This is a genomic window from Mucilaginibacter paludis DSM 18603 (genome assembly GCF_000166195.2).
GTDB lineage: Bacteria > Bacteroidota > Bacteroidia > Sphingobacteriales > Sphingobacteriaceae > Mucilaginibacter > Mucilaginibacter paludis.
In genome coordinates this window covers 1678693-1694230 of the sequence record NZ_CM001403.1, presented here as the reverse complement: position 1 = coordinate 1694230, position 15538 = coordinate 1678693, and the positions used below count along the sequence as shown (strand labels likewise).

The window sequence follows — 15538 nt, the reverse complement described above, 5'->3', positions numbered from 1 at the left end:
AAAGTATTTAACGCATATTAAATCGAACTGTATTGAATATTAAATTGTGCTTATTTCATATTATTAAATTGTAAACTAAAACCGATGATGATATATCTGTTTAAATTAGAATAACTTGTGGATTGTGTATAAGTAGATCCGGCATAATTATTATTGAACTTAAAAGAATTGAATATATCGTATCCTTGTATCCATAGCGTACCATACTTTTTCAATATATTTTTTTTTATAGCAGCATTCATTGAAAACGAAAGGTTGTTTGTAATGCTATGATTATAATTTGCATAAGGATAAAGGTTGATTTGTATGGTGTATAAATTGACAGCTATATTGTCTGAATAAATAATGTTGGTTATCACAGAACTCGTTGAATTGTAGTAGCTTTTGTTGAAAAAAAAAGATACTACCGGAGTTATTGATAATACAGATTTGACAATTTCTTTTGAAGTTGAAAATGACTGATTAAGATTTACGCCATTATTTACAAAAAGTGCACGATCAACAATTGCAGGTGTTTCCTGATAACTGATGGATGAATTATAGTTTAAATAAAACTTATCGGTAATGTTTTTAAATATAGAGAAGCCCAACTGCCCCGATTTTGAATTTCCTATATTATCCAAAAAAAAATTTTGAATACCATTAGGTGTATAAGTTATATTAGACCCGAATTTCGACCTGAAATAATCAGCCCCCCCGGTAAAGGATAAACGTTCCTGGTCTGTTTTTTTTATATTGTATTCTAACCTGATACTGGTTTTTTGTTCTGGTATCAATTTAACATTGCTGTTCATTTGCGATATCAGATCGAAAGTATTGGTAATGTTTGTCAACTGATTGATATCCGGATAATGTGTCTCGGTGATAAAATCTAAAAGTAGATTTTTTTTTGAGTTGATTTTATAATCCAATTTAACACTGGAGTTAATGTGAAAATACCGGGCAGCATCGTATGCTGTACCCGACACGCTTCTTAAATTGAGTATTTCGGACACAGCGCCATTTAAAGATATTTTATCAAAGGTTTTTTGGACCTTGATACCTGATTGGTAATATTGATTGGATACTTTAAAGAGGTTATTCAATTCGGCTTTTATGGTGTCGCTATCAATATCAGATTGATAGTTAATATGGTCTGTTTTATAAACAGCAAAAAAAACAATGTTTGAAGCATCTCCGATAGGTTCTGTGAAATTTGTATTTAATGTAATATCGCTTTCATCCGCATGCCGTCTTCCATTAACAAAATACCGGGAAAAAGCATCATTATGCAGATTAACAACATCATTAATCTCACTTGTTTCGGGGTTATAGTTATCTTTATTGATGTCAATGGTTAACAAACGTCCTTTTTTTGATGTAAATCTTTTACTATAAAGCATTTTGGAGGATAAAAGATAGTTGGTGATATTTCTGTTTTTAAATTGCTGAGAAACCGTGTTATTACCGTTGAATGAAATATTGTAATTCAAAGAATCCGTTTCTTTTAATTTATTGTACTCAAGCTTTTGTGAAAAAGCAATAGTATTTAGCGGATCAATTTTATAATTAAGGCTAAAGCCCGTTTCCGATATTCCAAATGTTTTGGAACGAATGGTGTTTACTACTTTTGAAAACTGATCAATAGTTTGATCTTGTCTTTCAGACTCCGATCTGAAATCCTTATTTTCAAAGTTGCCTTTTACAGTAAACTCTATTTCAATTTTTTTGAATAATATATTCCGATAAAATAACTTTAAGCTATTTGCATTGGCATAATTGGAATTTGTTGAAAATTTAACAATAGGTTGCCCGATAAGGTTATCGCCGATATTAACATTATTAGAATTAGCACTTATTGAAAATTGCTCCTTGTCCCTGTAAGTATAAAGGTTTGCATTAACCAGATATCTATCAAGTGTACCCCCACCTATATTGGCGTTTCCAAATTTGCCTTTGTTAAATTTATCTTTGAGGCTGATATTAACTTTTACAGTGGGCCTTAGCATGGTTGTATTAGTAACGCTGTCGATATCACTTTCTGTAACCTCTATGTTATTGATTACTAACGCAGGCAGTAAGCTATAAATATCCATATTGTTTTTTCCAAAAAAACTGCCGTTGTTTACTAAAACGTCGGATACAGCTTTCCCTTTGAAATACAGTTGACCTTTCGCATCTTTTGAGAAACCCATCTGTGAAGAAAATAAATCACTGACCATTACGGACCGTTCGAAAACCCTTTTTGACAAATCTATCCTGGTCGTATCGTTGTATCTCTTTTTTTTAATTTTTACTTCATGAAGCACCAGATTTTTAGCGCTGATTTGATATTCTCCTAAAAAGTAACTGTTTTTACGTAAAGTATCAATTGATATGGAATTATCGATCAGGAAATCTATGTAGTTCAATCCTCCGATTTTTATATTATTTGCTCGTTTATAAAGGTACAATGGGAAATTAAATCGCCCCGTACTATCGCTAAACGTTACATAGGTTTTTTTTGGAGCGCTATAAATAGTAATAGTTCCATCGGTAATAGGTTTATGAGTATCCTTATTAATAATCTTACCTGTTATATTTATTTCTTGGGCAAAGGCTCTTTGGAAAACAGGTAGTATAAAAAAAAATAATATAAAGAGTTTATTCATTGAAATTGCCTGAGTTAGGAACCCATTAAATTTAGGTATCAATGCCATTACCCTCATTAAATTAATATTATTATTATTTTACCCTTATAATATATTAAATCCGGGTTTCTCAATCCATTTATGATTATGTGCTGACTAATATATTTATTGGGGAAATAAAAGCGCAAAATCAACACCTTATATAAGGCCAGCACAATTGCTTTATGTTATATACCAAAAGCTTTTTTTGAGAAGAGGAAAATGGAAACTTGTTCAAAGCGATTCTCAAGATAGAATTCTGGTGGGTTTCTATTAATTTTACCAAAGAGCATTTTGAGAGGTGGGATAGCTCAATCCCGGGAAAGCGATAAGCAAAATAATTTACCAGGCATTTTCAAATTAAAATTAAAACTTAAATGGCCGCTCAGCATTGATAAGTCTCGTTGTTTTAATGTCTTTGTATTTACCATAGCTTTCGGCATGGCCTAATCCTGCTTATTTCCGGTGTTTGGTTTAAATTTATTTAATGGATATTTTTCGCTGGCAAAAGCGGCGCGTGATTTTAATACCGCTTGGAGGTTATTTAAAAAACTATTCGATGTTGTTTGCTATCGGTCCTTATAGTAAAAAATATATAATATAAAAATAGCTGTTTATTGGGGTTTTTCTTAAACGAAAATATTGCCACTTTTATTGATAAAATAATTAATAACTTGACTTTTTGTTAATTTATTAATTATATTACACCTGTATATTTATTACTTTGATAATTGATTGCGTATGGGGTTAAAATTTTTACTTTTTTTTTGTTGGTATATCTTTTTAAGCCAGGTGCTTTTTGCACAGGCACCGGCAATAAGCTATGCAACGCCGCCAGCCTATACCGTGGGCGTTGCAATTGCACCTTTATCTCCAGTAAATAATGGTGGTGCGGTTACAGCGGCTACAACGGGCAAAGTAAGTACATTTGCTGGCAACGCCGGTATAGCAGGCAATACCAACGCCACAGGTACCGCTGCCACTTTTCACAGTCCTTTTGGTGTTGCGGTTGATGCGTCAGGCAATGTATATGTTGCGGATGCCGGCAATAACTTGATCCGTAAAATATCCCCCGTCGGAGTAGTTAGCACCTTTGCCGGGAGCGGTGTAGCCGGTTCGGCCAATGGCACCGGTACCGCGGCGAGCTTTAATAATCCTTTCGGCATAGCAACTGATGTACAGGGTAACCTATATGTGAGTGATGTAAATAGCAACCTGATCCGTAAAATAACGCCTGGCGGGGTGGTTACTACGCTTGCGGGGAGCGGGTCGGCCGGTTCTGTCAATGGTACGGGCACGGCGGCGAGTTTTAATACACCGTATAGCTTAACCACAGATATGCAGGGCAATGTTTATGTTGCCGATTATGGCAATCAACTGATCCGTAAAATAACTCCGGCAGGTGTAGTAACGACATTAGCAGGTACTGTTGGGTCATCCGGCTTTGTTAATGGTACAGGTACGGCAGCAAAATTCAATTACCCGCGGAGCGTTGCTACAGATGCTGCGGGCAATGTTTATGTGGCCGATCAGGTGAACCAGGCTATCCGTAAAATAACCCCGGCAGGCGTAGTAACCACCTTTGCCGGAAGCGGGGTTCCGGGAGCGCTGAACGGCACCGGTACCGCTGCCACGTTTTATAACCCAACTGGCGTAACTATGGATGCCCAGGGGAATGTTTATGTAGCCGATTCGCAAAATCATTCTATCCGTAAAATAACGCCCGCCGGTGTAGTAACTACATTGGCAGGTACGGGTTCCATGGGGTCGGCAAACGGGGCAGGCACTAACGCCAGTTTTTATTATCCTAATGCGGTAGTAGCAGATGCCCTGGGCAACCTGTACATAGCAGATACCAATAATCACCTCATCCGTAAAATAATAACAGGCAATTATACCATCACCCCTGTTTTGCCTGCGGGATTAAATTTTGACCAGTCAACAGGCACTATCAGCGGCACCCCAACGGCAGTGAGCGCTGCTACAACTTACACGGTGACTGCTACCAATGCATCTGGCAGCAATTCAACTACAGTAAGTTTAAGTGTGGTTGCACCGGCGCCAACGATAGCTTCCTTCACCCCAACATCAGCGCCAGCCGGATCAACCATTACCATTACGGGCACCAACTTTACGGGTGCCACCGCTGTTAAGTTCGGCGGGACGGCTGCAACATCGTTCGCTTTAGTTTCTGATACGCAAATAAGCGCGGTTGTAGGCGCAGGGGCATCGGGCAGTGTAACTGTTACCACGGCAGGCGGTACAGCTGCTTCGGTCGGTTTTACATTGATAACACCGCCGGTAATCAGCTATGCTGCGCCAACTGCTTATACCGTTGGTGTAGCCATAACAGTGTTATCGCCGACTAATGGCGGCGGTGCTGTTAGTACTGGCACAAATGTACAGGTAAGTACGCTGGCTGGTAAGGCTGGCTCAGCAGGCAATGCAAATGGCACAGGTACTGCTGCAACTTTTAGTAGTCCTACGGGTGTCGCAACGGATCCATCTGGCAATATTTATGTATCAGATTATAATAACAACCTGATCCGAAAAATTAACCTTGCAGGTGTAGTTAGCACATTTGCGGGAAGCGGTACAGCAGCTTCTGTTAACGGTACAGGTGTTGCGGCAAGTTTTTTACATGCATATCGTTTGACGACTGATGCACAGAGCAACGTTTATGTAATAGATGGCAATATGATCCGTAAAATAACCCCAGCCGGGGTGGTGACTACATTAGCGGGAAGTGGGGATTCCGGCTCCGCAGATGGTACGGGTACAGCGGCAAGTTTTCATACCCCATATGATTTAACTACAGATGCGCAAGGCAATGTTTATGTTGCAGATAACTTCAATCAAACTATCCGTAAAATAACTCGTGAAGGTGTCGTTAATACATTTGCTGGCACTTCGGGTTCATCAGGTTTTGTTAACGGTACGGCCGCTGCCGCAAAATTCAAAAATCCGATAGGTATTGCCACGGATACACAAGGGAATGTATATGTAGCCGATAACGGGAACCTGGCTATTCGTAAAATAACTCCAGCGGGTGTAGTTACTACCTTGGCAGGAAGCGGTTTTAAGGATCCTTTTAGCGTGGCTACAGATGCACAAGGAAATGTTTACGTTATGGATTATAGTACTCCTATTCTGCGTAAAATACTTCCAACCGGGACCGTAACCATCCTGGCTGGAGATGGCTCTGCAGGCTCTGCAAATGGAGCGGGTACCGTTTCAAACTTTTATGTTCCCAATGCTTTAGCCACGGATGCACTTGGTAATATCTACGTAGCTGACGCGGGTAACAACCTTATCCGCAAAATAACAACCGGCAATTATAGCATTACACCTATGTTGCCTGCGGGATTGAATTTTGATCAGTCGACAGGCACAATAAGCGGCACGCCAACTGTTGCAAGCCCGGCAACAACGTACACCATAACAGCTACCAACGCAGCCGGCAGCAATTCAACTACATTAAATTTAAGCGTAACGGTACCGGCGCCAATGATAGCCTCTTTTTCGCCAACATCAGCGCCATCCGGTTCAACTGTAATTATTGCCGGTACCAATTTTACCGGCACCACAGCTGTTAAGTTCGGCGGAACGGCTGCAACATCATTCACCGTAGTTTCTGATACACAGATAAGCGCCGTTGTAGGCCCCGGGTCATCTGGCGGTGTATCTGTTACCACGGCAGGCGGTACAGCCACTTCGGCCGGTTTTACATTGATAACACCGCCGGTAATCAGCTATACTACGCCACCTGCTTATACTGTTGGTGCGGCCATAACAGCTTTATCACCAACAAATAGCGGCGGCGCAGTTACATCAGCTACAACTGGTAAAGTAAGTACGGTTGCCGGCAGTGTGGGCATAGCTGGCAAAGCCAACGGCATAGGCACAGCGGCAACATTTAGTGGTCCTTCTGGTGTCACAACGGATGCGTCTGGCAATTTATATATTGCAGATTTTAATAACCGGCTAATCCGCAAAATAACGCCTTCGGGTTTGGTGACTACTTTTGCAGGCAGCGGAGCTGCCGGTTCGGAAAACGGTAACGGTGCCGCGGCGAGTTTTAATAACCCGTTTGGCTTAACAACTGATGCGCAGGGCAACATTTACGTTAGCGATGCAAATAATAACACGATTCGTAAAATCACGCCTTCAGGGGTGGTTACTACGTTTGCCGGAAGTGGGTCTTCAGGTGCGGCCGACGGCATTGGTATGGCCGCAAGTTTTAACAGCCCATATGGCTTAGCCACAGATGCACAAGGAAATATTTATGTTGCCGATTTTGGCAACCAGGTTATCCGTAAAATAACTCCGGACGGTGTGGTTACTACCTTTGCAGGTACTACCGGTGTAGCTGGTAATGTCAATGGCGCAGCGGCCGCTGCCAAATTTAATTCTCCCTATGATGTAGCCGTAGATGTTACGGGCAACGTATATGTAGCCGACGAGTTGAACCAGGTTATCCGGAAAATAACTCCCGCTGGGCTTGTTACTACCTTTGCAGGAAGCGGGGGTATTGGTGCGCTAAACGGTACAGGTACCGCGGCCTCCTTCCATAATCCTACCGGAATAACTACCGATGCCCAGGGCAATGTTTACGTAGCCGACTTATATAATAATGCTATCCGAAAAATAACACCGGGGGGCGTGGTAACTACATTAGCCGGTACTGGCTCGATAGGATCGGCAGATGGCGTAGGTACCAGCGCAAGTTTTTATAATCCTAACGCAGTTGCAACTGATGCCGTAGGCAATATATACGTGGTGGATACCTATAATCAACTTATCCGTAAAATAACCACGGGCAATTATACCATTACACCTTTTTTGCCGCCAGGTTTAACTTTTGACCAGACAACAGGCACTATAAGTGGCACGCCAACAGCTACAAGTGCGGTTACTACTTATACAATAACCGTTACAAATGCAGCCGGGAGCAGTTCAACAACGGTAAATTTAAGCGTAGCTGCAGCAACGCCGGCTATCGCTTCGTTCAGTCCGGCTAATGCGCCCGCCGGGGCGGCCGTAACCGTTACCGGCAGCAATTTCAAAGCAACTACCGCTGTTAAGTTTGGCGGAACTTCTTCGGCTTCGTTCACTGTTGTGTCTGACACGCGAATAATTGCTATTGTTGGTTCAGGAGCTACGGGCAGCGTTAGTGTTACCACTCCAATCGGAACAGCTACTTTGGCGGGATTTACGTTCACCGAGCCACCACTCATAAGCTATACCTCTTTGCCTGTTGATACCGTTGGCGTACCCATAACTGCGTTGTCGCCAGTAAACAAGGGCGGCGCTGTACCAGCTAAAACCTATTCGCTCGTAAGTACCATTGTAGGTAACGGTAGCTCTGGCGCAGTAAATGGTACAGGTACCGCGGCAAGCTTAAACTTATGCGATGGCTTGGTATTTGATTTGTTGGGCAATATGTTTGTTGCCGATTTTGGCAATCATATGATCCGTAAGATCACTCCGGCAACTGTTGTAAGTACTTTTGTGGGAACCGGTTCGCCTGGTTCTACTAATGGCAAAGGTACGGCGGCGAGTTTTTACGTGCCCTATGGTATGGCTATCGATGCCGCAGGTAACTTATTTGTTGCTGATCAGTTTTATAACCAGATCAGAAAGATAACACCAGACGGCTTGGTAACCACTTTTGCAGGCAGTTTAACCGGTGCTCCGGGTGCCACAGATGGCACAGGCGCAGCGGCAACATTCCGTAGCCCCCGCGGCATGGCCATTGACGCTTTAGGTAACCTATTTGTTGTTGAGGATAATTATCTCATCAGGAAAATTACTCCGGATGCTGTTGTTACTACTTTAGCCGGAAACGGCGCAGCAGGATCGGCCAATGGTACCGGTAATGCGGCAAGCTTTAACCACCCCTGGGGAATTGTAGCCGATGCTGCAGGAAATTTATATGTGGCCGATACCTATAATAATCTTATCCGTAAAGTTACTTCGGCAGGTTCCGTAACAACCTTCGCGGGCAGCGGTGCCGCCAGTTCTGTTGACGGTACTGGTACAGCTGCCAGCTTTAACTACCCTTCTGCAATAAGCATTGATGCATCAGGCAATTTATATGTAGCAGAGCTTAATGGTAACGTCATTCGTAAAATAAGCCCTGCGGGCGTGGTAACCACCATCGCAGGCAGCGGCGCATCAGGTATTGCCAATGGTATTGGTAAAGCCGCCACATTTGGCAACCTTTACAGTATTGCGACAGATGCCTCCGGCGATGTTTACGTAGCCGATCAATATAAATATATCATCCGGAAAATTGTGGGTACGGGTTACAGCATCAGTCCGGCTTTGCCAGCTGGTTTAAACTTCGATACTGCAACAGGGGTAATCAGCGGTACACCAACAACAACAGCCGCTGCGGCAACCTATACTATTACAGGCTATAATCTGGCTGGCAGCAGCAGCACTACTATAACATTCGCAGTAATTGCGCCTGTAGCCACGCTAACTTCGTTTAATCCAACAACAGCGGCAAGTGGTACAACCGTAACTTTAACCGGAACAAATTTTACAGGTGCTACTGCAGTTAAATTCGGTGGCACAGCAGCAACATCATTCACGGTAGTTTCTGATACCCAAATAAGGGCGGTGGTAGGCTCGGGTACAAGCGGTAATGTGTCTGTTACAACACCAGCTGGTACGGCAACACTCGCAGGTTTTACCTATACTGCAAGTCCGAGTATAGCTTATAATACGCCACAGATTTACATGGTCAATATGGCAATTACCCCGCTTGTACCTGTTAACTCAGGTACGGCGGTTACATCAGCAGGTACGGCAGTGGTAACTACCTTTGCCGGAAGCGGCGCAGCAGGTAGTGTTAACTCAACCGGCACATCAGCAACGTTTAACGGGCCATTGGATGTGGCAGTGGACGCCGAGGGTAACACATACGTTCTGGATCAGCTTAACAACCTGGTACGCAAAATTACGCCGGCAGGAGTGGTTAGTACTTTGGCCGGAAGCGGATCATCTGGTTCTGCAAATGGCGCGGCTACGGCGGCTACATTTAATCATCCAACTGGCTTAGCCGTTGACGCCGCCGGTAATATTTATGTTGCCGATCAGGGTAATAACATGATCCGTAAAATTACGGCGGCAGGTGTGGTAACAACATTGGCGGGTAAATTAACGGCTGGGTCGGCAGATGGAGTAGGTGCTGCCGCAAGCTTTAATTTACCTGCGGGTGTAGCGGTTGATGCCTCCGGAAATGTTTACGTTGCCGACTTATTGAATAGCATGGTACGTAAAATAACACCGGATGGTACGGTAACTACGCTGGCCGGAAGTACCAGTGCCGGTTCGGCCGATGGAACAGGTGCTGCAGCAGGATTTCATTACCCTACCAATTTACAAGTTGATGATCAGGGGAATATCATCGTTGCTGATCAGTTGAACAACAAGATCAGGAAGATAAGCCCGGCCGGAGTTGTAACTACAATAGCGGGCCCAACAGGTTTCAATAATCCTTATGATGTCGCCATTAGCAAAACCGGGATTATTTATGTGGCCGATTATAATAGTAATTCAATTAAAGCGATCAGTCCGTCGGGGGGCGTTACTACTTTGGCAACCGGATTTGCCAATCCGGGCGGAGTGGCTATTGATAGCCGGGGAGTAATTTATGTGGCCGATTATGGACATAATACAATCCGGAAAATAACAATTAATGGCTATTATATTGATAAAACACTACCTGCGGGCCTCAATTTTGATACAGCCACGGGCACTATCAGCGGTACGCCTACAGCAGCAAGTCAGGCAACCAATTACACAATAACGGCTACAAATAACACAGGGATGGGTACGGCAGTTATTAATATTACGGTAAATGATAAGCAGGCACAAACCATATCATTTGCCGCTATTGCTCCGGTAACATATGGCTCTGCGGATATCCAATCCGCCGCCACAACCAATTCTGGGTTAACCGTTAGCTACAGTAGCAGTAATCCGGCGGTAGCAACTGTTACAGCAGCAGGGCTCGTCCATATTGTTGCAGCGGGTAGTACCGTAATCACAGCCAGCCAGAGTGGCAACAGTATTTACGGTGCGGCAACACCTGTTAGCAGAACATTAACAGTTAACCAGGCTGCGCTCACTATTGCTGCCGTTAACCAAAGCAAAATATATGGTTCGGCCAATCCGCCTTTAACAGTAAGCTATTCCGGTTTTGTAAACGGCGAAACGCAAAGCGTATTAACTGCACAGCCCTTGTTGAGTACAACAGCAACAACTACTTCCGCAGTTGGCACTTATCCTGTTACTGTTAACAGCGCAACAGCGGCCAATTACACTATTAACTATGTGAGTGGTACCTTAACCGTTACCCAGGCATTGATCACTGTGACTGCCGATAATCAGACTAAAGTTTACGGTGCTGCTAATCCGGTATTAACAGTTAATTACACCGGTTTTGTAAACGGTGATACACAAAGCAGCCTGACAACATTACCAACCGTTAGCACCACTGCTACGGTATTATCTGGAGCGGGTACGTATCCTATAATCATAAACGGTGCGGTATCCGCTAACTACAATATTAATTATGTTTACGGTACATTAACAGTGAGCAAGGCTGCCCTCACCATTACTGCTACTAACCAAAGCAAAGTTTACGGCTCAGTTAATCCAGCTTTAACCGCAAGCTATTCCGGTTTTGTAAACGGCGAAACACAAAGCGTTTTAACCACACAGGCCTCATTGAGCACAACAGCAACTACTGCTTCGGCTGCGGGCATTTATCCCATTACAGTTAACGGCGCAGCAGCAACAAATTACACCATCAGCTACGTTAATGGAACCATGACGGTTAACCGGGCACTGATTACTGTAACTGCCGATAATCAAGCTAAAATATATGGCAGTGCTAACCCGGTATTAACAGTTGCCTACACCGGCTTTGTAAACGGTGATACGCAAAACAGCCTGACAACATTGCCAACGGTTAGCACCACTGCTACCGTATCATCGGCTGCTGGCAGTTATCTTATAACAGCCAGCAGTGCAGTATCTTCTAATTATGATATCAATTATGTTAGCGGTACATTGACCGTAAGCCAGGCTGCCCTCACTATTACTGCCACTAACCAAAGCAAAGTATATGGTTCCACTAATCCAGCTTTAACTGCAAGTTATTTTGGTTTTGTAAATGGCGAAACACAAAGCGTTTTAGCAGTACAACCCTTGTTAAGTACAACAGCAACTACCAATTCGCCGGTGGGCGCTTATCCTGTAACGGTTAGCGGTGCAGTATCTTCTAACTACAACATCAATTATGTTGCCGGTACTTTAACAGTGAGCAAGGCTGCCCTCACTATTACTGTCAATAATCAAAGTAAGGTGACTGGGGCTGCCAATCCGTTGTTTACGGCAAGCTATTCAGGATTTGTGAACGGAGATACACAAAGTAGCTTAACCACTTTACCGATAATCACAACAACGGCTACTGCAGCGTCACCGGCAGGCTTATATCCAATTATTGCAAGTGGTGCAGCAGCTTTAAACTATAACATCAGCTACGTTGCCGGTGTGTTAACCGTTACGGCAGCTGGCTTAATAAATCCAAGTGTAACAACGGTGCCGGCAACATCAATCACATCAACAGGTGCCACGCTGAATGGTTCTGTTAACGATAACGGCATAGCTGCTACGGTAACAATGGAATACAGCACCTCCCCCGATCTATCAGGTGCCAGCCTGGCACTGTTAACAACGGGTACCAGTCCTGTTCAACCTGGAACAGGAAACACTACATTCACAAGTACCATCAATGGTTTAAAAAATGCTACCACTTATTATTTCAGGATAACCGCTAAAACGGCAAACGGCGTTATCAATGGCGCAATTTTAAATTTTACTACCGAGGTATTGACAGTCCCTGTCATCACCTTTAATCAGCCTTCAGCCGTTACCTACGGTAGCGCCGATATCACCGTCGTTGCAACCAGTAGTAATACAATCATTCCGATAGTTTATACCAGCAGTAACCCCGCTGTGGCTACTATTACAGCAAATGGCGAAATCCACATAGTAAGTGCAGGGAATACTATCATTACTGCAACCCAGGCGGCCAACACCAGCTATGCGGAGGCAATGCCTGTTAGCAGAACGTTAACTGTTAACCCAGCTACACTCATTATTACTGCCTTTAACCAAAACAAAGTATACGGTTCAGTCACCCCAGCTTTAACGGTAAGCTATTCCGGTTTTGTAAACGGCGAAACGCAAAGCGTTTTAACAGCCCAACCCTTAGTGAGCACTACTGCGGTTATTGCATCCGGCGTAGGTAATTATCCCCTAACGGTGAGCGGGGCACTGGCAGCAAACTATAGCATCAACTACGTTGCAGGCAATTTAACTGTTACCCCGGCATCGCTGATGATTACTGCGGATAACCAAACAAGGGCATTTGGAGCTGCTAACCCAACGTTGACTTTAAGCTACAACGGCTTTGTGGCAGGAGACCAGGCTTCCGTATTGACTACAGTGCCGGTAGTAACCACTACGGCGACGGTTTCATCGATACCGGGAACCTACCCGATAACCGTTAGCGGCGGTTTAGCAGCTAATTATGTGATTGGTTATACACCAGGTATATTAACGGTGTCGGCATCAAGCCAGCTGATTACTTTTGCCGCTATGAGTAATAAAACCTATGGTGATGCGGACGCTGCACTGTTTGCCTCTGCCACGTCGGGACTGCCCATTAATTTCTCGAGCAGTAATCCCGCAGTTGCTGCTGTGGTTAACGGCAGCTTACATATCACTGGTGCAGGTACAACGGTAATAACGGCCTCTCAGGATGGTAATGCAAACTATGCTGCCGCAGCCCCGGTATCACAAACAGTAGTAGTAAGGCAGGCTGCGCTAACCATTACGGCAGATAATCAAACCAGGATTTATGGTGCAGCAGATCCCATTTTTACGGCTACTTATAACGGATTTGTTTACGGCGAAGACGCCTCTAAGCTGCCTACCCAGGCGTCGTTGTCAACCACGGCAACTATAACATCAAACGTAGGGATATACCCCATAACGGTAAGCGGAGCAGTTTCGGCCAACTATGTGATTAGTTACGTAACAGGGAATCTGACTGTCACGCCAGCTACCCGTACAATAGCCTTTACCAGTCTCCCTGCTAAAACATACGGCGATACTGATTTTGCGCCATCTGCTGTTGCCAGTACAGGCGAGGCGGTGCTTTACACCAGTTTAAATACCAGTGTGGCTACGATAGTAAACGGCAGAATACATATTGCAGCAGCCGGATCCGCAACAATAGTTGCTACCGTGGCGGCCAATAGCAATTATACAACAAAGCCTGCAGCGCAAGTTACATTGCTGGTTAACAAGGCGGCCCAAGCCATTAATTTCAGCACAATACCCTCCCCGGCCATCAAGGGCACTACCATTACGCTAAATGTATCTGCAAGCTCCGGCCTGCCGGTGACATTAACAAGCTCCGACCCGAACGTTGCGACAGTTGTTGGCCATTCGCTTGCTTTGTACAGCCTGGGAACAGTGCGGATCACTGCCAGCCAGCCTGGAGATGATAATAATTTACCAGCTGCCGATGTGCAGCAAACCGTAACGGTGGACGATGACCAGCAGAATGATGTAGTTTTTCATCCGGTTGTAACGCCTAATGGTGATGGTGATAACGACATATTAATTATTGAAGGTATTACTAAGTTCACGGATAATCACCTGGTTATCGCTAACAGGAACGGGGCTAAAATATTTGAGACAACGGGCTATGATAATCATGCCAATTCGTTCGACGGGCGCTCGAATGCAGGATCGCTACAACCACAGGGCACCTATTTTTACCTGTTAGAATACACCGTAAACGGAAAGAAGAAACAGATTAAAGGATTTTTAATTCTAAAATACTAATGAGTTTAATTCAGAATAGCAGATTGTGCAGGCGGCAATTGTTTGCTTTTTTGTTCAGCGCGATCATCATCCTTACCGTCTTTGATACACACGCGCAGCAAACAAGTTTTACACAGTATATGGATAACCTTACCCCGGTTAATCCTGCATTTTCTTTGCGGAATGACGGTGCCGGAACCATCAGTACAGCCGTAAGAAAGCAGTGGGTAGGGGTGCCCGGTGCGCCCACCACGTATTTATTTAACGGCGACTTCCCTATCCAGTCAATGGATGGGTCGGCGGGGCTGATTATCAGGGATGATCAATTTTCGGTAGAGCATCTTACAACGCTTAACGTGTTCCTTGCCAAAAGCATACAGATAAACGATTTTCAGCATTTGGCAGTTTCCATCAACGCGGGCTTCAAAAACTATATTGCAAACTATAGTTCCCTGGGTTATGGCGATGCACTGCTAACTAACATTAACGAAAGGGAACCCAACATGGGCTTTGGTGTGATGTTTTACGATGATGACTATTACTTCGGTGTATCGGTTCCTGAGATCAGCTTGCGGAGCTTAGGCGTTGGTTCGGTTCAAACTAACCAGAGTTTTAGAAATAACTATTATCTTACGGGAGCATTTTATATGGATCTGAATGAGGATTTCAAAATTAAACCGGCCTCTCTCGTCTCCTACACCCGTGGGGTACCGGTAATAGCAGATATTTCGACCACCTTATATGCAAAGGATACCTACGGGTTAGGTGTAAACTACCGTACCAATAACGAAGTAGCTACCATTTTATCATTTAAAACAGATAGTTTTCATATAGGTTATAGTTATCAATTTGGCACGGCATCTAACAATATCGGCAGCTTTAGCAACGCAACTCATGAGATTATGCTGTCCTTTCATTTCGACTCACCCAATTCAAAACCTTTAAATATGGGGCAGTAATTTTTATGATATATT

Annotated in this window: 3 protein-coding genes; 2 read left to right on the top strand and 1 reads right to left on the bottom strand. The window is 43.9% G+C overall.

All coding sequences use genetic code 11. From position 1 onward, the window contains the following. Nucleotides 1–50 precede the first annotated feature (50 nt). The gene (locus tag MUCPA_RS07185) at nt 51–2390 is read right to left on the bottom strand and encodes an outer membrane beta-barrel protein (RefSeq protein WP_157543837.1); all 2340 of its coding nucleotides are present in this window, start codon (nt 2388–2390) and stop codon (nt 51–53) included. A 999-nt stretch (nt 2391–3389) separates the two neighbouring features. On the opposite strand from MUCPA_RS07185, the gene MUCPA_RS07180 reads away from it, so the two are divergent. Both MUCPA_RS07180 and MUCPA_RS07175 read left to right on the top strand, forming a co-directional pair. Beyond that, the gene (locus tag MUCPA_RS07180; protein ID WP_008505396.1) at nt 3390–14585 is read left to right on the top strand and encodes an MBG domain-containing protein; all 11196 of its coding nucleotides are present in this window, start codon (nt 3390–3392) and stop codon (nt 14583–14585) included. Continuing rightward, entirely contained in the window at nt 14585–15523 is a 939-nt protein-coding gene (locus MUCPA_RS07175) for a PorP/SprF family type IX secretion system membrane protein (protein ID WP_008505395.1), read from the top strand. Before MUCPA_RS07180 ends, MUCPA_RS07175 begins: the two co-directional genes overlap by 1 nt. Nucleotides 15524–15538: the final 15 nt, after the last annotated feature.